This window comes from Sinomonas sp. P47F7, assembly GCF_049332655.1.
Classification (GTDB): domain Bacteria; phylum Actinomycetota; class Actinomycetes; order Actinomycetales; family Micrococcaceae; genus Sinomonas.
Genome location: NZ_CP186327.1, coordinates 3,174,171 through 3,198,099 on the forward strand (window position 1 = coordinate 3,174,171; position 23,929 = coordinate 3,198,099).

Genomic DNA, 23,929 nt, shown 5'->3' on the forward strand with positions numbered 1-23,929 from the left:
ACCGGGGGCCGCGCAAGTCTTCGTGTTCTACAGCGGATCGAAAAGCTATGATGGTCGCGCTGTGGTTGTTTTCTCGATGGTGGCGACACACGCCGATCTGAATCTGGAAACCGTTGCCCTTCTGAGCAACGGCGCTGCCGCCGTGGCCTCTTCGGCCTCGCATTCGCCCGCCCTGAGCGGCGCCGTCGTGCTCTCGACGTGCAACCGATACGAGATCTACGCCGAGGCCCCCGCCCCCGAAGACTTCGAAGCGGCGCGCTCCACGGTCGTCGCGGAGATCAGCCACCGAAGCGGCCTGCCCGAGCACACCGTCTCGGACGCGTTCCGGACCCACGAGGGCGCGGACGTGGCGCGCCACCTCTTCGCCGTGAGCTCGGGCCTCGACTCCGCGGTCGTCGGCGAGCGCGAGATCGCCGGGCAGGTGCGCCGGGCGCTCATCTCGGCCCAGGAGGACGGCACCGCGAGCCCCTCCCTCGTGCGGCTGTTCCAGGCCGCGTCCCGCACCGCGAAGGACGTCGGGACGCAGACAGCGCTCGGCAGCCGCGGCCTCTCGATCGTCTCGGTCGCGCTGGACCTCGCGACCGACCTCGCGGAAATCCCCGACTGGTCCGCCAAGCGCGCCGTGCTGTTCGGCACAGGCGCCTACGCGGGCGCGACCATGGCCCTGCTCCGCGAGCGTGGCTGCACCCACGTCGAGGTCTACTCGTCCTCGGGCCGGGCGGAGGAGTTCGCGGCGGCCCGCGGCGGGGCGGCCCTCACGCCCGAGGAGCTCCCCGGCGCGATCGCGCGGGCGGACGTCCTGATCGGCTGCAGCGGCTCGACGAACGCGATGGAGGCCGTGGAGCTCGAGGCCATCCGCACCGACTCTCCCCAGCAGCTCATCGTGATCGACCTCGCGCTCACCCACGACTTCGACCCCGCCGTCGGCTCGCTCGACGGTGTGGAGCTCGTCACGCTCGAGTCCGTGCGCCTCGCGGCACCCCAGGAGCAGGCGGAGGCCCTCGCCGAGGCGAGCCGGATCGTGAGCGCGGCCGCGTTCGACTTCGAGACCCAGCGGCAGGCACGCCAGGCAGACGCCGCGATCGTCGCGCTGCGCCGGCACACGATGGCGGTGCTCGACGCCGAGATCGAGAAGGTGCGCGCTCGGCACGGCTGCACCGCGGCGGCCGAAGAGGTCGAGTTCGCGATGCGGCGCATGGTCAAGCAGCTCCTCCACACCCCGACGGTCCGCGCCCGCGAGCTCGCGGCACAGGGGCGCGAGGCCGAATACCTTGCAGCGCTCGACGCCCTGTACGGCATCAGCATCGAGCTCCCGTCCGTCGTGGCCGAGACGCTCGGCGACGGCGAGTCCCCCGAGGCGGCCCCGCGAAGCCCCGCGTATCCGGGCCCCGCGAGCGCCGAGGACTGCCCGGTCGACCACTCGCGCGCCGGCTGAGGCCACGGGCCCCCCGAAGCCGACCCAGCGCCGTCGTCAGTACGTCGGCTTGTCCGGCTCGACGTCCCGCACCCACGCGAGGACGCCGCCCTCGAGGTGTCGCACGGCCGTGAAGCCCGCGGCCTCCGCGGCGGCGAGCACGTTCGCCGAGCGCCCGCCGACCTTGCAGTGGAACACGACGTCCTTGTCCCGCGGCACCTCATCCCACGCCTCCCCCGAGAGCAGTCGCCCCTGCGGGATGAGGCGCGCGCCGGGGATGCTCACCATCGCGTACTCGCCCGGCTCGCGGACGTCGATGAGCTCGAAGTCCGCGAGCCCCGCATCCCGTTCGCGCAGCATCTGGGCGAGCTGGACCGCGGTGACGGTCCGCCCCCCTGTGGGGACCGGCGCCGGCGCGACGCCGCAGAACGCCTCATAGTCCATGAGCTCCGTGATGGGCTCGGCGTCGGGATCCTTGGACACCTTGAGCTCGCGCCAGGTCGCGCTGAGCGCGTCGTACAGCTGCACGCGCCCCAGCAGGGTGCGGCCGACGCCGGTGATGAGCTTGACTGCCTCCGTCACCATCGACGCGCCGATCGTCGCGCACAGCATGCCGTAGACACCGCCCTCGCCGCAAGAGGGCACGGACCCGGCGGGCGGCGCCTCGGGATACAGGTCGCGGTACGTGGGCCCGTGCTTCTCCCAGAAGACGCTCACTTGGCCGTCGAAGCGGAAGATCGACCCCCACACATAGGGTTTGCCGAGGATCGCGGCGGCGTCGTTCACGAGATACCGCGTCGCGAAGTTGTCGGTCCCATCGAGGATGAGGTCGTAGTCGGCGAAGATCTCGAGGGCGTTGCCTGCGTCGAGGTAGACCTCGTGGAGCCGCACGTCGACGAGCGGATTGAGCTCGCGGACCGCGTCCCGCGCGGAGTGGGCCTTCGGGCGCCCCACGTCGGACACGCCGTGGATGACCTGGCGCTGGAGATTGCTCAGCTCGACGGCGTCGTCGTCGACGATGCCCAGGGTCCCGACGCCCGCCGCGGCGAGGTACAGGAGGGCGGGCGAGCCGAGGCCGCCGGCACCGATCACGAGGACCTTCGCGTTCTTGAGCCGCCGCTGGCCGAGATCGCCGATCTCGGGGATGATCACGTGCCGCGAGTAGCGCTGCACTTCGTCCGGCGTCAGCGGTTCGCCCGGCTCGACAAGCGGCGGGAGCGTGGTCTGCGCAATGGTGGGGGACATGAATCCAGCCTATGCCCGGCGCGTTGTGAATGCGCCCGCGATATGACTCGCGGGTAAAGTAAAAAGTACCGCTCGCCCGCGTGGGGCGAACGGTCAGAGAAAGGTGGAGCTGTGGGCACCGAACCTCGCGCGGGGGCAGTGAGGTCTCCGCGCCTTCCGAGGGACGAACGCAGGGCGCAGCTTCTCAACGCCGCCCTCGAGGTCTTCGCGGCCAACGGCTATCACGGCGCCGCGATGGACGATATCGCCGAGACGGCGCAGGTCTCGAAGCCCGTGCTCTATCAGCACTTCCCCTCGAAGCGTGACCTGTACCTCGCGCTCCTCGACAGCCATCTCGCCACGCTTTCCGGTCTCATGAAGGCCGCCCTCGGCTCGACGACGGACAACCGCGAGCGCGTGCGCGCCGTCATGCGCGCGTACTACGAGTTCATCGCGAAGGACGACAAGGCCCATCGCCTCGTGTTCGAATCCGACCTCGTGAACGATCCCGACGTCGCGTCCCGGCTCGAAACGTTCAACAAGGGGTTCGCCGAGGCCATCGCGCGCGTCATCGCCGCGGACACGAAGCTGCCCATGGTCGAGGCGCAGCTCCTGGGCCGCGGGCTTGCCGGCATGGCCCAGGTGAGTGCGCGGTACTGGCTCGAAACCTCGGGCGATCTGCCGATCGACGCCGCGAGCGATCTCGTGTCGCGTTTGGCTTGGCGCGGAATCTCTCGATTCCCCAAAGAGGCCTAAGGTACACATAGAGAGGGCTCGCCGCCTTGGGCGCGGCGAGCCACGGCATTCTTCGTTCGACGCAGCAAAGGGAGACCCACGTGGAAATCAAGATCGGCATCCAGAACGTCGGCCGCGAGATCGTGCTCGAGTCCTCGCAGGACGCGGACGCCGTCGCGAAGCTCGTGGCCGAGGCCATCTCTGGCAAGAAGGAGCTCCGCCTCGAGGACGAGAAGGGCCGCCAGGTGATTGTTCCCGCCGGCGTGATCGGGTACGTCGAGCTCGGGGCCCAGGAACAGCGCCGCGTGGGCTTCGGCGCCCTCTGACGGAGCAAGGATGGACACAGTCTGGTCGCTCGTCATCGACGTCATCGTGACGGCCGGATGCGGCTTCGCCCTCTGGGCGGCGGATCGGCGGCACGGGAAGTACGGGATCATGCTCCCCGTGGCGCTCGGCGTCGTGGTCGGGTGCTTCGCGTGGATCGTGCTCATCGCCGCGGGGACCGGCTACCTGACCGGGCTCACGTGGATGCCGTGGGTGGTCCCCATGGTCCTCGGCGTCGTCGTCTCCGTCCTCATCACGAAGCTCGTCGAACGGCGCCGGGAGAAGCGGGACCTCGTCGATCTCACCCGGGTGCTCAAGGGCTGAGCGGCTCGGGATACCGCTCGGGCTCGGCCACGGCGTCGAGCGCCGCGGCCCTGAGCGTCGTGCGGTGTGCGGCGACGACGTCCTTCGCTGTGACCGCTCCCCCGGCGTCGTGGGTGCTGAAGCGCACGTAGACGCGGCGGTAGCGCCAGTCGAGGTCCGGGTGGTGTACGAGGTCCTCCGCGATCTCCCCCACGGCGGCAATGAACGCGAGCGCGGCCGCCGACGAGGGAAGCTTGTAGACCGTCACGAGCCCGCCCGCGCGGTGCCGCCAGTCGGGCAGCCTTTCGAGCTCCGCCGCGAGCCGCGCGTCGTCGAGCACGTCGAGTTCGCTCATGCTTCGAGGGTACCCTCAGAGGAACTGCGCCCGCCCCTCCATGGGGCTCGACGCGAGGGCGTGCTCGCGCCGCGGAATGCGGCCAGCCTGGGCGGCGAGGCGGCCCGCGGCGACGGCGTGCCGGAAGGCAGCGGCCATCCGGACGGGGTCCTGGGCGCGGGTTACGGCGGTCGCAAGCAACACCGCGTCGCAGCCGAGCTCCATCGCGAGCGCCGCGTCGGAAGCGGTCCCGATCCCCGCGTCGAGCACCACGGGCACCCCGGCGCGCGCGACGATGAGCTCGATGTTGTGCGGATTGAGGATCCCGAGCCCCGTCCCGATGGGCGCGCCGAGCGGCATGACGGCCACCGCGCCGAGCTGCTCGAGCCTGCGGGCCAGGACGGGATCGTCATTCGTGTACGCGAACACCTTGAAGCCGCGGTTCACGAGCTGCTCCGTCGCGTCAGCGAGCTCGATCGCATCGGGAAGGAGCGTCGTCTCGTCCGCGATGACCTCGAGCTTGACCCAGTCCGTCTCGAGCGCCTCGCGCGCGAGCTCGGCGGTCAGCACGGCGTCCCGGGCCGTGAAGCATCCCGCCGTGTTCGGGAGCACTCGGATCCCCTTCTCGACGAGCAGCTCGAACAGCGAGCCCTGCTCGGCCGGCGAGAAGCGCCGCATCGCCACGGTCGTGAGCTCCGTGCCGGACGCCTCGAGGGCGTCCCCGAGGCCGTCGAGGCTCGGCGCGCCGCCCGTGCCCATGATGAGCCGCGAACCGAACGCGACGCCGTCGACCACGAATGGGTCCGCGACGAGCAACGGCTCGCGGGTGGCGCCTTGGGCGCGAGTTTCTGGCTGGATCACCATGTCAGCCTCCTTGCATGGCCGTGACGAGCTCCACGGCGTCCCCCGCCGCGAGCGAGGTGGCAGCCCAGCGGGCGCGGGGCACCACCTCGGAATTAAGGGCGACGGCGACGCCGAGCCGCCCGCCGTCGGTCGGGCGGCCGTCGGGGCCGAGTTCGCGGCCCGTGGTCGCCGCGACGAGGCCGAGGACGGTCGAACCGGCGTCGAGCTGCCGGCTCTCGCCGTTGACGGTCACGGCGAACGTGGTCGTGGTGTTCATGCTGTCCTCCTCGGGGCGGCCGCCTGGTCGAGGCGGCTGCGCTCGTGGGCAAATCGGTCTGGCCTGAAGGCGTCCCAGCGCTCCTCGGTGCCGCCGTCGAGCAGCTCGACGCAGACCCGCGCGGCCGCCGGCGTGAGCAGGACGCCGTGGCGGAAGAAGCCCGTGGCAACAATCAGCCCCGGGATGTCGCGCGGCCCTCGGGCACCCGGCGAGCCGCCGCCGTCGTCCGCCCCGCCGGCGGCAAAGCGCGCGGCGACACGGCCCAGCAGCGGGGCGTTGTCCGGGGTCCCGGGGCGCGCCCGGGCGGTCGTCTCGTAGAGCTCTAGCTCGGCCACTGCGGGGACGAGCGCCTGGGCGTCGCGCAGCAACTCGTAGACCCCGCCCGCCGAGACGGCGTCGGAGCCGTCCTCTCGCTGCGTCGCGCCGATGACGACCGTGCCGTCCTCGCGCGGCACGAGGTACACGGGCCTGCCGCGCACGAGGCCGCGGACGGTCGCCGTGACGAGGGGGCGCAGCCGCTCGGGCACGCGCAGCCGCAAGATGTCTCCGTACACCGGCCGCAGCGGGAGCGGAACGGGCAGCCCCGCGAGCCCGCGCGCGCCCATGCCGTTGGCCACGATCGTCTCCCCCGCGAGCAGCTCGCGGCCGCTTGCGAGGCGCACGCCCACGACGCGCGGGTCCTCACCCGCCCCTCCCGCCCAGACGAGCGCTTCCGCCCGCTCGCGAATCACGGCGTCCGGCCCGAGCGCGGCAAGCAGCGCCGCGACGAGCCGGCGCGGGTCGACCTGGTGATCGGCCGTGATCTCGAAGGCTCCCGCGATCGCCGGGGCGAGCAGGGGTTCAAGCGTGCGGGCCTCGCGCACGCCGAGCGGCCGAACATCGAGGCCGTGGGCCTCCTGGACGGCGCGCAGGTCCGCGAGCGCGTGGCGGTCCGCGGCGTCCGCGGCGACGCACAGCGTGGGCGTGCGGAGATACCCGGCCCCAGCGCCGAGCGGCTCGGCGAACTCGGGCCATTGCCGCGCCGAGGCCAGCATGAGCCCGAGGAGGTCCTCTTCTTGGTAGTGGTACTCGCTCACCGCGGCGAGCATTCCGGCGGCCGCGAAGCTCGCCCCCGTGCCCGGCGCGGGATCGACCACGGCGACGGTGCGGCCCGAGCGCGCGGCTTCCCACGCGATTCCGAGGCCCACAACTCCCGCTCCGATCACCGCGACGTCGACGCGTATCGCAGCGTCATGTCCGTCCATGAAATCGTCGTCCTTCCCTACGCCGGCACAACCCGGATCAGGTGATTACGGTCGGCTCTGGCCCTCTCAGCCCGTCCGTGCGCCCCGCCCTGAGCAGGGCTGTCACACGCGGGCTCCCGCAGTTCGTGAGGTCTAGTCTAGTTCCCATGCAACTGCTCGACGCCCAGCTTTACGTGTGCACCGACGCCCGGCACGGCCGCGGCGACTTCGCGTCCTTCATCGACGCGGCGTTCGCGGGCGGCGTCGACATCATTCAGCTCCGTGACAAGCAGCTCGAGGCGGCCGAGGAGCTTGAGCTCCTCGGCGTGCTGCGCGAGGCCGCCGAGCGCCACGGGAGGCTGTGGGCCGTCAACGACCGCGCGGACATCGCGCTGCTCTCCGGCGCGCCCGTGTTCCACGTGGGCCAGAAGGACCTCTCGCTCGCGGCCACGCGCCGCGTTCTCGGCGACACCGTAGCGGTCGGGCTCTCGACACACGCCCCCGAGCAGGTGGACGCCGCGCTCGCCGCGGCGGCCCCGAGCGCCACGGACGACGGCGGCGCCGGACTTTCGTACTTCTGCACCGGCCCGCTGTGGGCCACCCCGACGAAGCCGGGGCGTACCCCGGTGGGCCTCGCCCTCGTCGAGTACGCGGCCCGGCGTACGGCGGAGGGCCTCGCCGCGGGCCAGCCCACGCCCCCGTGGTTCGCGATCGGCGGGATCGACCACAGCAATGTGGCCCAGGTGGTCGACGCTGGGGCGAGCCGCGTCGTCGTCGTCCGCGCGATCACGGAAGCCGACGATCCCGCGGACGCCGCCGCGCGTCTCCGCGCCCAGCTCCCCGAACTCGCGCCCGCGGGCGCCGCGCGCGCATGACCGTCGTCGCGTACCAGGGCGAGCCCGGCGCCAACTCACACATGGCCGCACTCGAGGCGTTCCCGGGCGCCGACGCGCTCCCGTGCGCGACGTTCGAGGACGCCTTCGCGGCCGTGGACGGCGGCGAGGCCGACTACGCGATGATCCCGATCGACAACACGGTCGCTGGTCGGGTCGCGGACATCCACCTGCTCCTGCCGACCACGTCGCTGCAGATCATCGGCGAGCACTTCCTGCGCATCCGCTTCAGCCTCATGGGCGTCCCGGGCGCGACGATCGAGGGCGCGCGCGAAGTCCACAGCCACGTGCACGCCCTCGCGCAGTGCCGCGGGTTCATCCGCGCCCACGGGCTCACGCCGGTGGTCGCGGGCGACACGGCGGGCTCGGCGCGCGAGGTCGCCGAATGGGGCGACCCCGCGAAGCTCTCGATCGCACCGCCGCTGGCCGCCGGGCGCTACGGGCTCGAGGTCCTCGCCTCCGACATCGAGGACCACAAGCACAACACGACGCGCTTCGTGATCCTCGCCCCGCCGCGGCCGTTCCCCGAGGCGGGCGGCGAGCCGTTCGTCACGAGCTTCGTGTTCCGCGTGCGGAACATCCCCGCCGCGCTGTACAAGGCGCTCGGCGGCTTCGCGACGAACGGCGTCAACATGACGCGGCTCGAGAGCTACATGGTGGACGGCAAGTTCGCCGCGACGATGTTCATGGTCGACGTCGAGGGGCATCCCGACGAGCCGCCGCTCGCGCGGGCGCTCGAGGAGCTCGCGTTCTTCTCGACCGAGCTCCGCATCCTCGGGGTCTTCCCCGCGCACCCGCGCCGGCTGGGCCAGGACGAGTAGCCCCACCGTCCGGGGCCCACGCCGGCGAGGGGCCCGGCCTGAGCCTGCGAAGGCTGGGAGCCGGTGGGGAGGCCCAGCTCCCGCGGCTGCTCACCCGCGGGACGTGGCCTCCGAACGAGGGCTGCTGTGCGATGTCGGCGGTCAGGTCTAGGCTGGCGCTCGTGGGCCATACTCACTTCTCAGCGAAGCCTCCCCGGGCCGCGACGGCCCGGGCGGAGGCGAGCGGCGCGGCGCTCGAGGCGGCGTTCGCCGCGCTGCGCGAGCAGTTCCAGCTCGCGTCCGAATACCCCGCGGCCGCGGTGGCCGACGCCGAGGCCGCGATCGCCGCGCACCGGCTCCCCGAGGCCGACCAGACCCATGTCGCGTTCGTCACGATCGATCCGCCAGCCTCAACGGACCTCGACCAGGCCCTGCACCTTGAGCGCTCCGGGGACGGCTACCGGGTCCGCTACGCGATCGCGGACGTCCCGGCGTTCGTCCGCCCGGACGGTGAGCTCGACGCCGAGACGCGCCGCCGGGGCCAGACCATCTACGCCGCCGATGAGAAGGTTCCGCTGCACCCGAGCGACATCACGGACCGCGCCGGGAGCCTCCTCGCCGACTCCGTGCGCGGCGCCTTCGTGTGGGACTTCCGGCTGGACGCGGGCGGCGAGGTCACCGCCGTCGCCCTTGAACGCGCGCGGATCCGCAGCCGCGCGAAGCTGAACTACGCCGAGGTGCAGACGCAGATCGACGCGGGCACCGCCGTCGAGCCGCTCATGCTCCTCAAGGAGGTGGGCCTCAAGCGGGTCGCGCTCGAGCAGGCGCGCGGCGGGGCGAGCCTCAATCTGCCGGAGCAGGAGATCGTTCCCGCGGATGACGGCGGCTATCGCATCGAGGCGGCCGCGCAGCGGCCCGTCGAGGACTGGAACGCACAGATCTCCCTCATGACGGGGATGGCGGCGGCGAAGCTCATGATGGACGGCGGGGTGGGGATCCTCCGGACCATGCCGCCCCCGGACGAGAAGTCGCTGCGGCATTTCCGCCGCCAGACCCATGCTCTGGGCCGCCCGTGGGACGGGACAGTCCCCTACGGCAACTACCTCCGCACGCTCGACGCCTCCGAGCCGCGCCAACTCGCGATCCTCCATGCGGCGGCCGCGCTGTTCCGGGGCGCCGCCTACACCCCGTTCGACGGCGAGCTCCCCGGAAACCCGGTCCAGGCCGCCATCGCGGCGCCCTACGCGCACACGACGGCACCGCTCCGGCGGCTCGTGGACCGCTTTGTCCTCGTGCTGTGCGAGGCGCTGGCGAACGACGGCGACGTCCCGGCTTGGGTGCGGACGGCCCTGCCCGCGCTGCCCGGGCTTATGGCGGCCTCGGACCGCATCGCGGCGCAGGTCGAGCGCGCGTCGCTCGATCTCGTCGAGGCCGCGCTGCTCGTGAACAGGATCGGGCAGGAGTTCGACGCGGTCGTCGTGTCCGGGTCGAGGCCCGCCGCGGGAGACCCCTCCGCGAACGGCAACGGCCGGCCGGCACAGCCCCTCGATCGGATCGCGAGCTCGCAGAACGGCGGTCGGCTTGCCGCACCGGGGCGCCCGTTCGGCACGGTGCAGATCGCCGACCCGCCGGTCACGGCCCGGTGCGAGGGCGAAATAGAGTCCGGGACAGCCGTGCGCGTGCGACTCGTGAAGGCGGACATCCAGAAGCGCCTCGTGCTGTTCGAAAAGGCCTGAGCGCCTCACGTTCCGCGCAGCGCAGCGCGCTCATTTTGCTGACTATACAACTTTTCGCAAGACGCCTCCACCGCGCCCCGGGCTTCGGAGAACGTGAGGTGAACGCCGATTTTCTGCGGCAAAGATTAAGTGAACTGTATATACAACTAGGGTCCTCGCGTTGAGCGGAGGCACCCGAGCGGGGCAGAGTCGAGGTGCGCACGCGGGCCCGGCCGTCAGCCGGCCGTTGGGGGGACCGTCGCGGCGCAGCCATTCAGGCCCACGGGGCAGAATGCCCCGGGCCGCCCAGCCGAGTGTGAGGACCCAACAGTGGACAGCCCCAGAAAACCCAGATCCGCGTGGTGGAGACGGCCGGCAACGGCCATCGCCACCGCCGCCTGCATCGCCGTCGGCGCCGCCTCGGCGGTGGCCGGCGTCGCCTTCCTTCAGCACGCCGGGCCCCAAGGCGACGGGACGGCCGTGACGCCCGCCGGCTGGGCAGTGACGCCGGCAGGCAAGCAGATCGGCGCAGGTTTCTTCCCCGCCAACGCCGTCCTCTCCCCTGACGGCGCGGCGCTGCTCGTGCCCAACATCGTCCGCAACGCGAACGGCAAGCAGACCGTCCAGGTCCTCGAAGCGGCGGACGGCGATATCGTGCAGGAGCTCGAGCTCGACACCTCGAAGAAAGACGTCCCTCAGGGCGTGGCGCCGGGCCTCGCCTTCAGCCCGGACGGCAAGCACGTCTACCTCGCCACGGCGAACAAGAACGCCATCCTCGTCCTCAGCTGGGACGCGGGCGCGAAGAGGCTCGCAGTCGAGCGCTCGATCGCGCTGCCGTCCGGAAGCTACCCCCAGATGGTGGCCGTCTCGCCGGACGGCGCGACCGTCTACGCGACCGGCCAGCTCTCGCGCCAGCTCGTCGCGGTCGATGTCGCGTCGGGCAAGACGGCGCAGGCGCCGACCGGCGACTACCCGTACGGTGTGGCCCTCTCCGAGGACGGGCACACGGCGTACGTGAGCAACCAGGGCGGGAACACCGTCTCGACGTTCGCCGTGAGCGGCCTCGCCGTGACGCCGGGGGCCAGCATCACGGTCGGATCGCATCCGAACGCGCTCCTCGTGGACCGGGCCAAGCACCGGATCTTCGTCTCGAACGGCGACAGCGACAGCGTCTCGGTGGTCGATCCGGCCACGAACGCCGTGACGGCCACGCTCTCCCTCGCGCCGTACGAGGGAGCTCCCGGCGGGACGCAGCCCACCAACCTCGCGCTCTCGCCGGACGCGGGGACGCTGTACGTCACGGGCGGCGGCAACAACGACGTCGCTGTCCTGGACTTGTCCAGCCCTGACGGCTTCGGCCGGGTCAGGGGCTCATCCCCACGGGGTGGTACCCGACGGGCGTGCAGCCCACGAAGGACGGCTCGTCGCTGCTCATCACGAGCGCGAAGGGGCTGGGCACGGGCCCGAACAAGGGCACGACGCCGGGCAACAACCCGTACATCGAACGCCAGCTCAAGGGCTACGTCTCGCTCGTGAAGACGCCGTCGTCCGACGAGCTGGCCAAGTACACGAAGCAGGTCCGCACGAACAACGGCTTCGACAAGGCGGGCGACGGCGGAGACCAGCAGGACCGCGACGCCGCGACCATTGTCCCGCGCCATCCGGGCGATGATTCGCCCATCAAGCACGTCATCTACGTGGTCAAGGAGAACCGCACCTACGATCAGGTCTTCGGCGATCTGGGGAAGGGCAACGGCGATCCCTCGCTCGCCCTGTTCGGCAAGGACGTCACGCCCAACCACCACAAGCTCGCGGATCAGTTCGTCACGCTGGACAACCTGTATTCCGACGGCGAGGTGAGCCAGAACGGGTGGCAGTGGGCCACTCAGGCGAGCTCGAACCCGTACAACGAGACGGCCACCGCCCAAGGCTACGCGGGCAACGGCTCGGAGTACGACTCCGAGGGGTACCACCCCGACGTCGCCGCTGCCGGCCCGGATCCCGCGCACGCCTATCTGTGGGACGAGCTCGCCCAGAACAAGATCCCGTTCCGCAACTATGGGCAGTTCGTGGTGCCGTCCTCCTGGGTGGGCGCGCAGGAGCCCGTGAAATGCGCCGCAGGCTCGTTCTGCGCCCACGATCCGCTCCTGGACGCCAACACCGACCACGAGTACCCGTGGTTCGACATGGGCGTGAGCGATCAGCACCGCTTCGACCTCTGGAACAAGGAGTTCCAGCAGTCCAAGGCAAGCGGCAGCCTCCCCGCGATGCAGTTCATCGACCTGCCCCGTGACCACACGGCCGGCGGCAGCACGGCCGCCCAGCTCGTGGCGGACAACGATCTGGCCCTCGGCAAGATCGTCGACGAGGTGTCGCACTCGAAGTTCTGGAAGGACACCGCGATCTTTGTCGTCGAAGACGACTCGCAGGGCGGCGCCGACCACGTCGACGCGCACCGGACCACGGGCCTTGTCATCAGCCCCTACACGCAGACCGGTGCGGTGGACTCCCACTTCTACAGCCAGGTCTCGATGCTCCGCACCATGGAGCTGTTCCTGGGCGTCAACCCGATGTCGCAATACGATTCAGCGGCCTTGCCGATGATCTACTCGTTCGGCACCACAGCGAACCTGACCCCGTATACCGCGGCGGCCGCGCCGTCCGTGACGGTGTCGATGCCAAGCACGGTCCTCGCACCAGGCACAAAGGCCACGGTGAAGGGCAAGATCACCAACCCGGGCACAAGCCCGCTCGGCGGCGCGCAGGCCCAGCTGACCAGTCCCGCCGGCTGGACGGCCACACCGTCCGGCGCACAGGGGCTCGGGCTGCTCGCCCCGGGGGCGAGCGCCGACGTGTCCTGGACCGTCGACGTTCCCGCGAACGCGGCGCCCGGCCAACAGCTCTTCACCGTGAGCGCGACGTACCCGATCGACGGCCGGCTCACAGGCACCCAGAAGGCCACGATCGCGGGAGTCATCCCCGACCCCCGCGTCGCAACGATCCCGCAGGCGTTCGTCGCGAACTTCACGAGCGGCACGGTCTCCGCCGTCGATCTCTCGACGGGCAAGGCGCTCGCGTCCATCCCCGTGGGGTCCTCGCCTGGAACCGTCATGACGAGCCCCGACCGGACCAAGGCCTTCGTCGCAAACCAGAACTCGGACAGCGTGAGCGTCATCGACGTGGCATCCGACGCCGTCACCGCGACGGTTCCCACCGGCAAGGTCCCGGCGGGCCTCGCGGTCAGCCCCGACAGCAAGACGCTGTGGGTCGCCGACTACGGCGACAGCGCGGTGCAGCCGGTGGACATCGCGAGCGGAGCCGCGGGAGCGGAGATCCACGTCGGGGCGGGCCCCGAGAACCTCGCCGTCACGCCCGACGGCGCGACCCTCGTCGTCGCGAACAAGAACGCGAACAGCGTCACGCTCGTGGACACGGCGTCGAAGGCCGTCAAAGCCACCGTCGCCGCGGGCCAGCAGCCGTTCGGCGTGGCTGTGACCGGAGACGGCAAGACGGCGTTCGTCTCGAACATGGGATCCAACGACGTCACGCCGATCGACCTCGGGGCGGCGACCGCCCGCAAGCCCATCCCGGCCGGCCAGACGCCGTTCAACCTCGTCCTCTCACACAGCGGATCCACGCTGTACGTCGCGGACACAGTCGCCAACACGGTCACGCCGATCGACGTGGCGACGGAGACCGCGAAGTCACCGTGGACCGCCGGGCAGAACGTCACGTCCGTCGCGCTCGGGGCCGACGACGCGACCGTCTATGCGACGTCGGCGGGGACGGGACAGCTCATCCCGATGACTACGGCGACCGGCGCGGCCGGGACGCCCATCGCGGTGGGCCAGTATCCGATCTCGGCCGCGTTCGCGGCCCCCGTCGGCGCGTCGGCCGGGGCCGCCAGCACGACTGCGGCTCCCGCAACGAGCCCGACGGTGACCCCGGCACCCGCGCCCCAGGCCGCGGCAGCCCCGTCCGTGACGAGCCCGAGCCTGACCCCATCCGTGAGCCGCTCTCTCGTGCTGACGGACTCGCAGCTCTCCGGCACCCCCGACCAGGCAGACGAGAACAGCCTCAACCGGGAGATCTGGAAGGCTGTCAAGGGCCAGGACAGCGAGCCGCCCGCGTCCCAGCACACCCCGTCCGGAGCGACGCAGATCGACAGCGACGGCTGACGCCTCAGCGTGCTTCGCACTCAACCCAGGGGCCTCCCGGCCGCCAGACGGCAGTCGGGAGGCCCTTGGCCTGCGGACCGCCACCGTGTGTCGCAGGCCTCGATTCCCGGTATTCCGGGCCCGCGCGATATTCTTGTCTCGTTATTGGATGCCCGGTCGTATCTCACGCGATCTTCTTCTTCATCTGCCAGCCTCACGCTGGCGCCCTGATAGCCCGCGATCGGCTTCCACTGGACGGCCACTATGCGGCTGCTCCGGATGCTCCGCGCGTCGCGAGGCCTTGATCCTCGCTCGCGGACGTCTGTCGAGCGGCCTCTCGGCCCAGATGGAGGGACACAAACCCTTTGAACGAAGTTCACACGCAGGAACTGCTCTTGGACGATTCGGGCGAGGAAACGCTCGAGACCGAAGAGACCATTACGAACGATGCGCCCGTGCGCCAGGAGGCCCAGAAGACCTTCGGCGACTACGGCGTGATCCCGGAGATCGCCCAATCGCTCGCGGACGCAGGGATCCTCCACCCGTTCCCCATCCAGTCGATGACGCTCGGCGTGGCCCTCGGCGGGCACGACATCATCGGCCAGGCCAAGACCGGAACGGGCAAGACGCTCGGCTTCGGCATCCCGACGCTCCAGCGCGCGATCCCGCAGGACCACGCGGACTACGCGAAGCTCCCCGCGCCCGGCGCGCCGCAGGCGCTCATCGTGGTGCCGACCCGCGAGCTTGCACTCCAGGTCTCGAAGGATCTCCAGACGGCGAGCAAGCGCACGAACCTGCGCACGGAGGTCATCTACGGTGGCCGCGCGTACGAACCGCAGATCGAGGCCCTTCAGCGCGGCGTCGACGTGATCGTCGGCACCCCTGGCCGTCTCATCGACCTCCACCGGCAGCGGCACCTGAACCTCAAGAACGTTCGCATCGTGGTGCTTGACGAGGCGGACGAGATGCTCGACCTCGGCTTCCTGCCCGACGTCGAGACGCTGCTCGGCGCCGTCCCCGCGATCCGCCAGACGATGCTCTTCTCAGCGACCATGCCGGGCCCGGTCGTCGCGATGGCCCGCCGCTACATGAGCCGGCCCACGCACATCCGCGCGTCCGAGCCGGACGACGACTCGATCACGAAGAAGGACATCCGCCAGGTCATCTACCGGGCTCACCACCTCGACAAAGACGAGGTCGTGGCCCGCATCCTTCAGGCCGAGGGCCGTGGCCGGACGATCATCTTCACGAAGACGAAGCGCACCGCCGCGAAGCTGGCGGAAGAGCTCGTGGACCGCGGCTTCGCGGCGGCGGCCCTGCACGGCGACCTCGGCCAGGGCGCGCGCGAGCAGGCACTCCGCGCGTTCCGGAACAACAAGGTGGACGTCCTCGTCGCGACGGATGTCGCGGCACGCGGCATCGACGTCGAGGACGTCACCCACGTCATCAACTTCCAGTGCCCGGAGGACGAGAAGGCTTACCTGCACCGCGTGGGCCGCACGGGCCGCGCCGGCAACAAGGGCACGGCCGTGACGTTCGTGGACTGGGAGGACGTCCCCCGCTGGACGCTCATCAACAAGGCGCTGGGGCTCGACGTCCCGGATCCGGTCGAAACGTACTCCTCGTCCGCGCACCTCTTCGCGGATCTGGACATCCCCGAGGGCACGAAGGGTCGCCTGCCCCGCCACAAGCGCGTGCTCGAGGGCGTCGAGGGTGAGGCGCTCGAGGACCTCGGCGGTCCCGAGAAGAAGCCCCGGCGGCGCGGCGGCAAGGGTCGCGAGCACGCTCGCGGCGGCGAGCAGCCCCGCGAGCGGAGGGCGCCCAAGGCCGAGCCTACTGGGGGCGATGAGGCCGCGAAGGCCGAGCGCGCCGAGGGCGAGGGCAAGCACGGCCACGGCCACGGCCGCTCGGACCGCCAGGCACGCTCGGAGACGGCCAGCGAGGGCCGCCGGCGTCGGGGCTCGTCGAAGAAGGCTGCCCCCGCCGCAGAGGCCGAGCAGGGCTCGGCCGAGCAGGGGCCGGCCGCCCAGGCCGCAGCCGTGTTCCTCCAGGGGAGCGCCGAGGAAGGTGTGGATCGTGGCGTACTGGCCGCGCGCCGTCGTCGTTCGCGGACGCGCCGCGTCGAAGGCGAGGTCGTGAGCCGCACGCAGGCCGACTAGGCGCGGAACGCACGTGGAGGCTCACGGCGTGTGGCGTCCGGACGGTCCGGACCTCGTCGTCGAAGCGGACAACGCCGATTTCCTGCCGTCCCTCCCGGACGGCGCGTTCACGATGGTGTACATCGATCCGCCGTTCAACACGGGGCGGGCGCAGCGCCGCCAGTCCACGACGATGGTCCGGAGCGACGTCGGGGACCGGGTGGGCTTCGGCGGGCAGCGCTACGAGACGATCAAGGGCGCGCTGCACCGCTACGACGACGCGTTCGGCGACTACTGGTCGTTCCTCGAGCCTCGGCTGCTCGAGGCGTGGCGCGTCCTCGCGGACGACGGGACGCTCTACCTGCACCTCGACTACCGCGAGGTCCACTACGCGAAGGTCATGCTGGACATGATCTTCGGCCGCGAGTGCTTCCTCAACGAGATCGTGTGGGCGTACGACTACGGCGCGCGCACGCGCCGGCGTTGGCCCACGAAGCACGACACGATCCTCGTCTACGTCAAGGACCCCGCGAAGTACCACTTCGACAGCGCCGAGGTGGACCGCGAGCCGTACATGGCGCCCGGGCTCGTGACGCCGGAGAAGCGCGAGCTCGGCAAGCTGCCCACGGACGTGTGGTGGCACACCATCGTTTCTCCCACGGGGCGCGAGAAGACCGGCTACCCGACCCAGAAGCCGCTCGGCCTCGTGCGCCGCATGGTCGCCGCGAGCTCGCGGCGCGGCGACTGGGTCCTGGACTTCTTCGCGGGCTCGGGGACTCTCGGGGCGGCCGCGCACGCGCTCGGCCGCCGCTTCGTGTGCGTGGACACGAACCCGCAGGCGGTCGAGGTCATGGCCCACCGGCTCCCCACGGCGGCGGTCGTGCGCGCCGAACCCGGCGCCTGAGCCCTCCGGCCGAGCGCTAAGGGCGGACGACGGCGGTGCCGCTCGCCTGCCGCTCGATCTCCGCGAACACCTCGGGCGCGGTCGTGTTCTCCCCGAGGCGGTTGGGCTTGCCGGACCCGTGATAGTCGGACGCACCCGTGAGGAACAGGCCGCGCCGCTCGGCGAGCGCGAGGAGGAACGGCCGCCTCGCCTCGGGGTTGTCACGGTGGAACACCTCGAGCCCGGCCAGGCCCGCGTCGATCATGTCGTGGTACGTCGCCTCGCCCACGGTGCGCCCCCGCGACTCGGCGACCGGATGCGCGAAGACAGGCACCCCGCCGGCCGCTCGCACGAGTTCGACGGCGACCGCGGGCTCGGGCGCATAGTGCTGGACGAAGTAGCGCGAACGCGAGGAGAGGATCGTCGCGAACGCCTCCGAGCGGTCGCCCACGATCCCGGCCGCGACGAGCGCGTCGGCGATGTGCGGGCGGCCCACGGTGGCGCCCGGCGCAAGGTGCTGCGTGACGTCGTCCCACGAAAGCGGGTAGTCCTCGGCGAGCAGCGAGACCATATGCTCCGCGCGGCTCAGGCGAGCATCCTTCGACTTCGAGATCTCCTCGAGGAGGCCGTGGTGCTGCGGGTCATGCAAGTAGCTCAGCACGTGGACGCTGATCCCCTCGGGCGTGCGGCACGAGACCTCCATGCCGGGCACGAGCACCATCCCGAGCTCGCGCGCCGCGGCCGCCGCTTGGTCCCAGCCGCCCGTCGAGTCGTGGTCGGTGATGGCGACGGCGTCGAGCCCCGCCTCGAGCGCGGCCTCGACGAGGCCAGCCGGGGAGTCGGTGCCGTCGGAGACGCTCGAGTGAGCGTGCAGATCAATCCTCACGCGACCACGATAACCGCCTCGGCGCTCGGTGGGAGGGCTGGACTTCGCGCGGCCCGATGCAAGAATGGCACGGTGAACGCAACAGACTCCATGCCCGGCCACGAGCCCGGCCAGCATTCCGCGCAGCAGTCCACCCAACCGCTCGAGGACCGCGTCGACAACCGATCGCAGCGGCCCAGCTCTGACGCTTTCAAGGCCTTCATGGCTTCGCAGTGGTCCCCCGCCGACCAGACGCTCCCGCCGCTCGACGCCGTCGCCGAGCACGCGGCGCGCCGCCGCCGGGCCATCTCGGATCGCTTCCCCGGCGAGCGCCTCGTCATCCCCGCGGGCCCGCCCAAGGTCCGTTCGAACGACACGAACTACCGCTTCCGCCCTCACTCGGCGTTCGCCCACCTCACGGGCCTCGGCGTCGACCACGAGCCGGACGCCGTCCTGGTCCTCGAGCCGGTCGAGGACGGCAAGGGCGACGGCGGCGGGCACCACAGCGCGACGCTGTACTTCCGCCCGCTCGCCGGCCGCGACACCGAGCAGTTCTACGCGAACGCCCACACGGGCGAGTTCTGGGTGGGACGGCGTCCCACGCTCACGGAGCTCAACGCGCGCCTCGGCCTCGCGACCGCGCACCTCGAGGAGCTTGAGCTCGCGCTGACGAAGGGCGTGGGCGCCACCGAGATCGGCGGCATCTCCATCCGGTTGGTCCGCAAGGTGGATGAGAACCTCGACGCCCTCGTCGACACGGCCCGATTCAACACGGCCCAGGACCCCGAGAACCTGGACCTGAGCGAGCTCGACGCCCTCGATGACCAGCTCAAGGAAGCCCTCTCGGAGCTGCGGCTCATCAAGGACGAGTGGGAGATCGGGCAGCTCCAGGCCGCGGTCGACGCGACGGCGGAGGGATTCGAGGCGATCGTCCGGGCGATCCCGCGCGCCGTGACGCATCGCCGTGGCGAGCGCGTTATCGAGACCGCGTTCTACGCGAAGGCCCGCGAAGAGGGCAACGACCTCGGCTACGACACGATCGCCGCGGGCGGCAACAACGCGACGACGCTGCACTGGACCACGAACAACGGCCCCATCCGCGAGGGCGAGCTCCTGCTCGTGGACGCGGGCGTCGAGGCCGAGTCGCTGTACACCGCGGACGTGACCCGGACGGTCCCGATCACCGGCCGCTTCAGCGAAGTGCAGCGCCGTGTGTATCAGGCCGTGCTCGACGCCGCGGACGCCGCCTTCGCCGCGGCCAAGCCCGGGGCCAAGTTCCGGAGCGTCCACACGGCCGCGATGGAGGTCCTCGCGACCCGGCTCGAGGAGTGGGGCCTCCTCACGGTGAGCGCCGCCGAGGCCCTCACGATCGAGGGCCAGCAGCACCGCAGGTGGATGCCCCACGGCACGAGCCACCACCTCGGGCTCGACGTTCACGACTGCGCGCAGGCCCGCGCCGAGCTGTACCTCGACGGCGAGCTCACGCCCGGCATGGTGTTCACGATCGAGCCGGGCCTCTACTTCAAGTCAGAGGACCTTGCGGTGCCCGAGGAGTACCGCGGCATCGGCGTCCGGATCGAGGACGACATCGTCATGACGGCCGGCGGCCCCGTCAACCTCAGCGCGGCCCTCCCGCGCACGCCGGACGAGGTCGAGGCCTGGATGGGCCGCCTGCTCGAAGGCTGACGTTCGGCTCTAAGGCTGACGCGCGGGAGGTTCCCTCTCAGCGTTCGGGGGTGGCGCCGTCGTTCTTGTGGGCGGCGCCGCCCTCGTGGCCTTCGCCTTCGCCGCGGCCCTCCTGGCCTTCCTCACCGGCTTCCCCGCCCTGCGGACGGTCCTGGTCGATCCGGATGCCGTACTGCGGGCGGCCGTCGGGGAGGTCGTGGTAGCCCGAGCCGCTGCGCGGCGGCTGGGCGGGCTGCTCCGGCTGGGCCGGAGGCTGGGGCTGCGGCTGGCCCTGGCCCGCGTTGACGCCGTATGGATCCGTCCAGCCCGTGGGCCGCTGCGGTTCCTGCGGCTGGTCCCGGGGGCCCTGGCCCTGGTCCCAACCGTGCTGCGCAGGCTCGTTCTGACCCGGTTGGTGCCCTGGCTGATGCTGCCCCGGCTGGCCCTGGCCTTGCTGCCACGGCTGCTGGGCACCCCAGCCCTGCTGGCTCTGCCCCATGGGGAGCTGGTGGAGGAGGCGGCGCGCCTCGGCGGAGGCCTCGAACGCGACGACCACGTCGTAGCTCGTCGGCACGACTTGGCTCGTCGACGTGAAGTCGCGCTTGCCTCGCTGCATCGCGTAGGTCACGATGCCGAAGAGCATGAAGAACGCCGCGCCCATGAGCACCGACGTGATGATCGAGAAGTAGCCGGCGCCCGAGGAGAAGAACGAGAGCAGGACGCCGACGAAGAGGCCGAACCACATGCCGCTCAGCGCGCCGTTGAGGGCAACGCGCGGGTAGCTCAGGCGGCCCGTGACGCGCTCAACGAGCTTGAGGTCGTTTCCCACGATCGCCACGAGCTCGACGGGGAACTGCTGGTCGGCAAGATAGTCGACGGCCTTCTGGGCGTCGAGATAGGACGTGTACGATCCCACGACCTCCCCCTGAGGGAGGGATCGCGCCTGATCGATGGGGCCGCGAGAACCGAACATGTTTGACATGACTTCATTCTTACCCGAGATGACCGCCTCGGACTGTGTTTCCGCTCAGAGTGAGCACGGACTTGCCTCTGGAGTAGCCTAGGCACGTGAGCCCCAATCCCACGCGCGTGTTCGTGAAGAGGCTTCTTGGCCTCGATGTGTTCGACCCGCTCGGCGACCGAGTGGGGCGCCTCCGCGACGTCGTCGTGATCGCGCGGGGGCAGAGAGCCCCCCAGGCCGTCGGCATCGTCGTCGAGGTTCCCGGCAAGCGCCGCGTGTTCGTTCCGATGACCCGGCTGACCTCGATGGACCAGTTCCAGGTCATCACAACCGGCCTCGTCAATCTGCGCCGCTTTGAGCAGCGCGGCGCCGAGATGCTCGTGCTGGGCGACCTCTTCGACCTCGGAGCGACCCTCCTCGACGATGGCGCGAAGGGCACCGTCGAGGATGTCGCGATGGACGAACAGCGCAACGGCGACTGGCTCGTGAGCAAGCTCTTCGTCCGCCGCGAGACGCCCGGCCGCGGGCTCCGGGGCCTCCGTCGCGGCGCGACGACCCTCGTGGATTGGGACGAGGTTCGGCTCGACGCGCGGGGCGGGACGCGCGCAGCAACCCACTTCCTCGCGAGCCACGAAGACCTCAAGGCGGCGGACTTCGCCGACGCGATCCAGGAGATGAGCGATCAGCGCCGCCTCGAGGTCGTGTCCGAGCTCCAGGACGAGCGGCTCGCCGACGTGCTCCAGGAACTGCCCGAGGACGATCAGGTCGAGATCCTCTCCTCACTCGACAACGAGCGCGCGGCGGACATCCTCGAAGAGATGGATCCCGACGACGCCGCGGACCTCCTCGCCGATCTCCCGGCGGACCGCGCCGAGGAACTTCTCCAGCTCATGGAGCCCGAGGAGGCCGACGACGTGCGGCGCCTCCTCCAGTACGACGAGGGAACGGCCGGCTCGATCATGACGCCCGTCCCCGTGATCCTCCCGCCCGAGGCAACCGTTGCTGAAGCGCTCGCCCACGTGCGCCGCGAGGAATTGAGCCCCGCGCTCGCCTCCGCCGTCTTCATCTGCCGCCCGCCGCTCGAAACACCAACGGGTCGCTTCCTCGGCACGGTGCACATCCAGCAGCTTCTGCGCAGCGCCCCGCCCGAGCAGCTCGGCTCGATCGTGGACAAGGGTCTCGAGCCCGTCTCGGACCTGGCCCAGCTCGGCGAGGTGGCCCACTCGATGGCGCAGTACAACCTCAATTCGCTCGCCGTGGTCAACGCGGACGGTCGGCTCGTCGGAGCCGTGACGGTGGACGATCTCCTCGACCATCTCCTGCCCGACGACTGGCGTGCGCATGACGACGGCGCCCCACTCAAGAAGGTCGGAGGAAGCTTTGGCTGAACCGCGCAAGCTGCTGCCAGGTCTCGACACGCCGCTCGAGAATCGCCTCAAGCTCCTGCCCACGTTCAACCCGGACCGGGACGCATTCGGGCGCTTCGCCGAGCGCTTCGCGCGCTATATGGGCACGCCGCAGTTCCTCGTCTACATGACGGTCTTCTGTATTCTGTGGCTCGGGTGGAACACCCTCGGGCCCGCGGAGTTCCAGTTCGACCCGAAGTCCCTCAACTTCACACTCCTGACGCTCCTCCTTTCGCTCCAGGCCTCCTACGCCGCGCCGCTCATCCTGCTTGCGCAGAACCGCCAGGACGACCGTGACCGCGTGCAGATCGAGCAGGATCGCTCGCGCAACGAGCGCAACCTCGCCGACACCGAGTACCTCACGCGCGAACTCGCCTCCCTCCGCCTCGCAATGCGCGACGTCGCGACGCGCGACTTCATCCGGGCAGAGGTGCGCGCCGAGCTCAGGTCGATCATCGACGAGCTCTCGGAGCAGAACGCTGCGGGGAATTCGTCCAAGCGTCGCAAGGACAAGAAGGACCGGAACGGGCGGAGCCAAGAGGCCCAGGAAGCCTCGGAGCCCCAGGAACCGGTGCTCGGCGCGGCCGAACCGAGCTCGAGCGCCCCCGAAGGGGCCCGCGAGCAGTGACAAGCCCCGATGAGGCGGCGGTCCGCGCTGCCCTCTCGACCGTGATCGACCCCGAGCTCCGGCGGCCCATCGACGAGCTCGGCATGCTCGCCGGGGTAACGGTCGACGGCGGCCAGGTCACCGTGCGCGTGCTCCTCACCATCGCCGGATGCCCCCTGCGCGGGACGATCGACGCCGACGTCCGGGCGGCGCTCGCCACGGTTCCCGGCGTCGAGGACGTCGCGGTCGAGCTCGAGGTCATGAGCCCTGAGCAGCGCCAGGCGCTCCGCGACCGGCTGCGCCCCGAGCGCGGCATCCCGTTCAGCAGGCCGGACTCCCTCACGAAGGTCTACGCCGTGGCGAGCGGCAAGGGCGGCGTGGGGAAATCCTCCGTCACGGTGAACCTCGCGTGCGAGCTCGCGGCCCGCGGGCTCCGCGTGGGGATCGTCGACGCGGACGTGCACGGCTTCTCGGTTCCCGGGTTGCTCGGCATCACGCAGGGCCCAACCCGCGTCGAGGACATGATCCTGCCACCTGTGGCGCACGGCGTGAAGGCCATCTCGATCGGCATGTTCGTCACCGGAAACCAGGCCGTCGCGTGGCGCGGTCCCATGCTCCACCGTGCCCTCGAGCAGTTCCTCTCCGACGTGTACTTCGGCGACCTCGACGTCCTGTTCCTCGACCTCCCGCCGGGCACGGGGGACGTCGCGATCTCGGTCTCGCAGCTCCTGCCCGGCGCCCAGCTCCTCATCGTCACGACGCCGCAGGCCGCGGCGGCGGACGTGGCCGAGCGCGCCGGTTCCGTCTCGGCGCAGACCGGACAGCGGGTGGCAGGAGTCATCGAGAACATGGCTGGCATGACTCTCCCCGACGGGACGGTGCTCGAGGTCTTCGGAAGCGGCGGGGGCGAGCGAGTCGCGGAGCGGCTCACCGAGGCGCTCGGCACGCCCGTGCCGCTGCTCGGCCGGATTCCCCTCGACGTCGCGTTGCGCGAGGGAGGGGACGCCGGGGTGCCGATCGTCCTGCGTGACCCGGCGTCGCCGTCGTCCGCGGCGCTCAAGGACGTGGCGAGCCGGCTCGCTTCGTCTCCCCGCGGGCTGGCCGGCCGGAGCCTAGGGCTCCATGTTCAGAGAAGCTAGCGCGCCGCTCTGTGCCTTCGCCG

At 70.9% G+C, this 23,929-nt stretch carries 22 protein-coding genes; 15 read left to right on the forward strand and 7 right to left on the reverse strand.

Going from position 1 to position 23,929, the window contains the following annotated elements; all coding sequences use genetic code 11:
* The first annotated feature begins 61 nt into the window (after positions 1-61).
* The gene (locus ACOKR1_RS14735) at positions 62-1,435 is read left to right on the forward strand and encodes a glutamyl-tRNA reductase (RefSeq protein ID WP_422933745.1); all 1,374 of its coding nucleotides are present in this window, start codon (positions 62-64) and stop codon (positions 1,433-1,435) included.
* A 36-nt stretch (positions 1,436-1,471) separates the two neighbouring features.
* Here the strand turns inward: ACOKR1_RS14735 and moeB are convergent, their stop codons facing one another.
* Complete coding sequence (gene moeB / locus ACOKR1_RS14740; RefSeq protein ID WP_422933746.1) at positions 1,472-2,659, reverse strand: molybdopterin-synthase adenylyltransferase MoeB; 1,188 nt, start codon at positions 2,657-2,659, stop codon at positions 1,472-1,474.
* 111 nt (positions 2,660-2,770) lie between these two features.
* Here moeB and ACOKR1_RS14745 point away from each other — a divergent pair, with 111 nt between their 5' ends.
* The 3 genes from ACOKR1_RS14745 to ACOKR1_RS14755 all read left to right on the forward strand — a co-directional run bounded on the left by ACOKR1_RS14745 (position 2,771) and on the right by ACOKR1_RS14755 (position 4,021).
* Positions 2,771-3,394, forward strand: a complete 624-nt coding sequence (locus ACOKR1_RS14745; RefSeq protein ID WP_415856281.1) for a TetR/AcrR family transcriptional regulator — start codon at positions 2,771-2,773, stop codon at positions 3,392-3,394.
* A gap of 80 nt (positions 3,395-3,474) precedes the next feature.
* Positions 3,475-3,699: a DUF3107 domain-containing protein gene (locus tag ACOKR1_RS14750; protein WP_422933747.1), complete on the forward strand. Its 225-nt coding sequence runs from the start codon at positions 3,475-3,477 to the stop codon at positions 3,697-3,699.
* Between the two features lie 10 nt (positions 3,700-3,709).
* Positions 3,710-4,021 (forward strand): hypothetical protein, encoded by a 312-nt coding sequence (locus ACOKR1_RS14755; RefSeq protein WP_422933748.1) that lies wholly within the window; start codon positions 3,710-3,712, stop codon positions 4,019-4,021.
* Here ACOKR1_RS14755 and ACOKR1_RS14760 read toward each other — a convergent pair.
* Genes ACOKR1_RS14760 through thiO form a run of 4 tightly spaced genes read right to left on the reverse strand, consistent with a single transcriptional unit; the run spans position 4,011 to position 6,698 of the window.
* Entirely contained in the window at positions 4,011-4,355 is a 345-nt protein-coding gene (locus ACOKR1_RS14760; RefSeq protein ID WP_422933749.1) for a 4a-hydroxytetrahydrobiopterin dehydratase, read from the reverse strand. The two genes, ACOKR1_RS14755 and ACOKR1_RS14760, sit on opposite strands and share 11 nt — an antisense overlap.
* A 15-nt stretch (positions 4,356-4,370) precedes the next feature.
* Positions 4,371-5,198, reverse strand: coding sequence for a thiazole synthase (locus ACOKR1_RS14765; RefSeq protein ID WP_422933750.1), 828 nt, complete (start codon positions 5,196-5,198; stop codon positions 4,371-4,373).
* Between the two features lies 1 nt (position 5,199).
* Positions 5,200-5,454, reverse strand: coding sequence for a sulfur carrier protein ThiS (gene thiS / locus ACOKR1_RS14770; RefSeq protein WP_422933751.1), 255 nt, complete (start codon positions 5,452-5,454; stop codon positions 5,200-5,202).
* Complete coding sequence (gene thiO, locus ACOKR1_RS14775; protein ID WP_422933752.1) at positions 5,451-6,698, reverse strand: glycine oxidase ThiO; 1,248 nt, start codon at positions 6,696-6,698, stop codon at positions 5,451-5,453. Before thiO ends, thiS begins: the two co-directional genes overlap by 4 nt.
* Before the next feature lie 146 nt (positions 6,699-6,844).
* Between thiO and thiE the strand changes: the two genes are divergently transcribed.
* The 7 genes from thiE (at position 6,845) to ACOKR1_RS14810 (ending at position 17,284) form a co-directional block, all read left to right on the forward strand.
* A complete protein-coding gene (gene thiE / locus ACOKR1_RS14780) occupies positions 6,845-7,552 on the forward strand; it encodes a thiamine phosphate synthase (protein WP_422933753.1) in 708 nt (235 codons plus the stop codon).
* On the forward strand, positions 7,549-8,391 hold the full coding sequence (locus tag ACOKR1_RS14785; RefSeq protein ID WP_422933754.1) for a prephenate dehydratase: 843 nt from the start codon (positions 7,549-7,551) through the stop codon (positions 8,389-8,391). Before thiE ends, ACOKR1_RS14785 begins: the two co-directional genes overlap by 4 nt.
* Positions 8,392-8,552: 161 nt before the next feature.
* Positions 8,553-10,106: an RNB domain-containing ribonuclease gene (locus ACOKR1_RS14790; protein WP_422933755.1), complete on the forward strand. Its 1,554-nt coding sequence runs from the start codon at positions 8,553-8,555 to the stop codon at positions 10,104-10,106.
* Between the two features lie 309 nt (positions 10,107-10,415).
* A complete protein-coding gene (locus ACOKR1_RS14795) occupies positions 10,416-11,621 on the forward strand; it encodes a YncE family protein (protein ID WP_422933756.1) in 1,206 nt (401 codons plus the stop codon).
* A gap of 161 nt (positions 11,622-11,782) precedes the next feature.
* Positions 11,783-14,263 carry an NEW3 domain-containing protein gene (locus ACOKR1_RS14800; protein ID WP_422936656.1) on the forward strand — a complete coding sequence of 827 codons (2,481 nt, stop codon included), beginning with the start codon at positions 11,783-11,785 and terminating at the stop codon, positions 14,261-14,263.
* Positions 14,264-14,607: 344 nt separating this feature from the next.
* Positions 14,608-16,401: a DEAD/DEAH box helicase gene (locus ACOKR1_RS14805; RefSeq protein WP_422933757.1), complete on the forward strand. Its 1,794-nt coding sequence runs from the start codon at positions 14,608-14,610 to the stop codon at positions 16,399-16,401.
* Between the two features lie 28 nt (positions 16,402-16,429).
* Entirely contained in the window at positions 16,430-17,284 is an 855-nt protein-coding gene (locus ACOKR1_RS14810; protein WP_422933758.1) for a DNA-methyltransferase, read from the forward strand.
* A gap of 16 nt (positions 17,285-17,300) precedes the next feature.
* On the opposite strand, the gene ACOKR1_RS14815 is transcribed toward ACOKR1_RS14810, so the two are convergent.
* Complete coding sequence (locus ACOKR1_RS14815) at positions 17,301-18,149, reverse strand: PHP domain-containing protein (RefSeq protein ID WP_422933759.1); 849 nt, start codon at positions 18,147-18,149, stop codon at positions 17,301-17,303.
* Positions 18,150-18,239: 90 nt separating this feature from the next.
* Here ACOKR1_RS14815 and ACOKR1_RS14820 point away from each other — a divergent pair, with 90 nt between their 5' ends.
* Complete coding sequence (locus tag ACOKR1_RS14820; protein WP_422936657.1) at positions 18,240-19,814, forward strand: aminopeptidase P family protein; 1,575 nt, start codon at positions 18,240-18,242, stop codon at positions 19,812-19,814.
* A gap of 37 nt (positions 19,815-19,851) precedes the next feature.
* Here the strand turns inward: ACOKR1_RS14820 and ACOKR1_RS14825 are convergent, their stop codons facing one another.
* A complete protein-coding gene (locus ACOKR1_RS14825; RefSeq protein ID WP_422933760.1) occupies positions 19,852-20,775 on the reverse strand; it encodes a general stress protein in 924 nt (307 codons plus the stop codon).
* An 86-nt stretch (positions 20,776-20,861) separates the two neighbouring features.
* Between ACOKR1_RS14825 and ACOKR1_RS14830 the strand changes: the two genes are divergently transcribed.
* The 3 genes from ACOKR1_RS14830 to ACOKR1_RS14840 are packed head-to-tail and all read left to right on the forward strand — an operon-like array spanning position 20,862 to position 23,906.
* Positions 20,862-22,142: a magnesium transporter MgtE N-terminal domain-containing protein gene (locus ACOKR1_RS14830; protein ID WP_422933761.1), complete on the forward strand. Its 1,281-nt coding sequence runs from the start codon at positions 20,862-20,864 to the stop codon at positions 22,140-22,142.
* Entirely contained in the window at positions 22,135-22,788 is a 654-nt protein-coding gene (locus ACOKR1_RS14835; RefSeq protein ID WP_422933762.1) for a DUF1003 domain-containing protein, read from the forward strand. Before ACOKR1_RS14830 ends, ACOKR1_RS14835 begins: the two co-directional genes overlap by 8 nt.
* A complete protein-coding gene (locus tag ACOKR1_RS14840; RefSeq protein WP_422933763.1) occupies positions 22,785-23,906 on the forward strand; it encodes an Mrp/NBP35 family ATP-binding protein in 1,122 nt (373 codons plus the stop codon). The genes ACOKR1_RS14835 and ACOKR1_RS14840 overlap by 4 nt, the downstream gene beginning before the upstream one ends.
* The last annotated feature ends 23 nt before the right edge of the window (positions 23,907-23,929 follow it).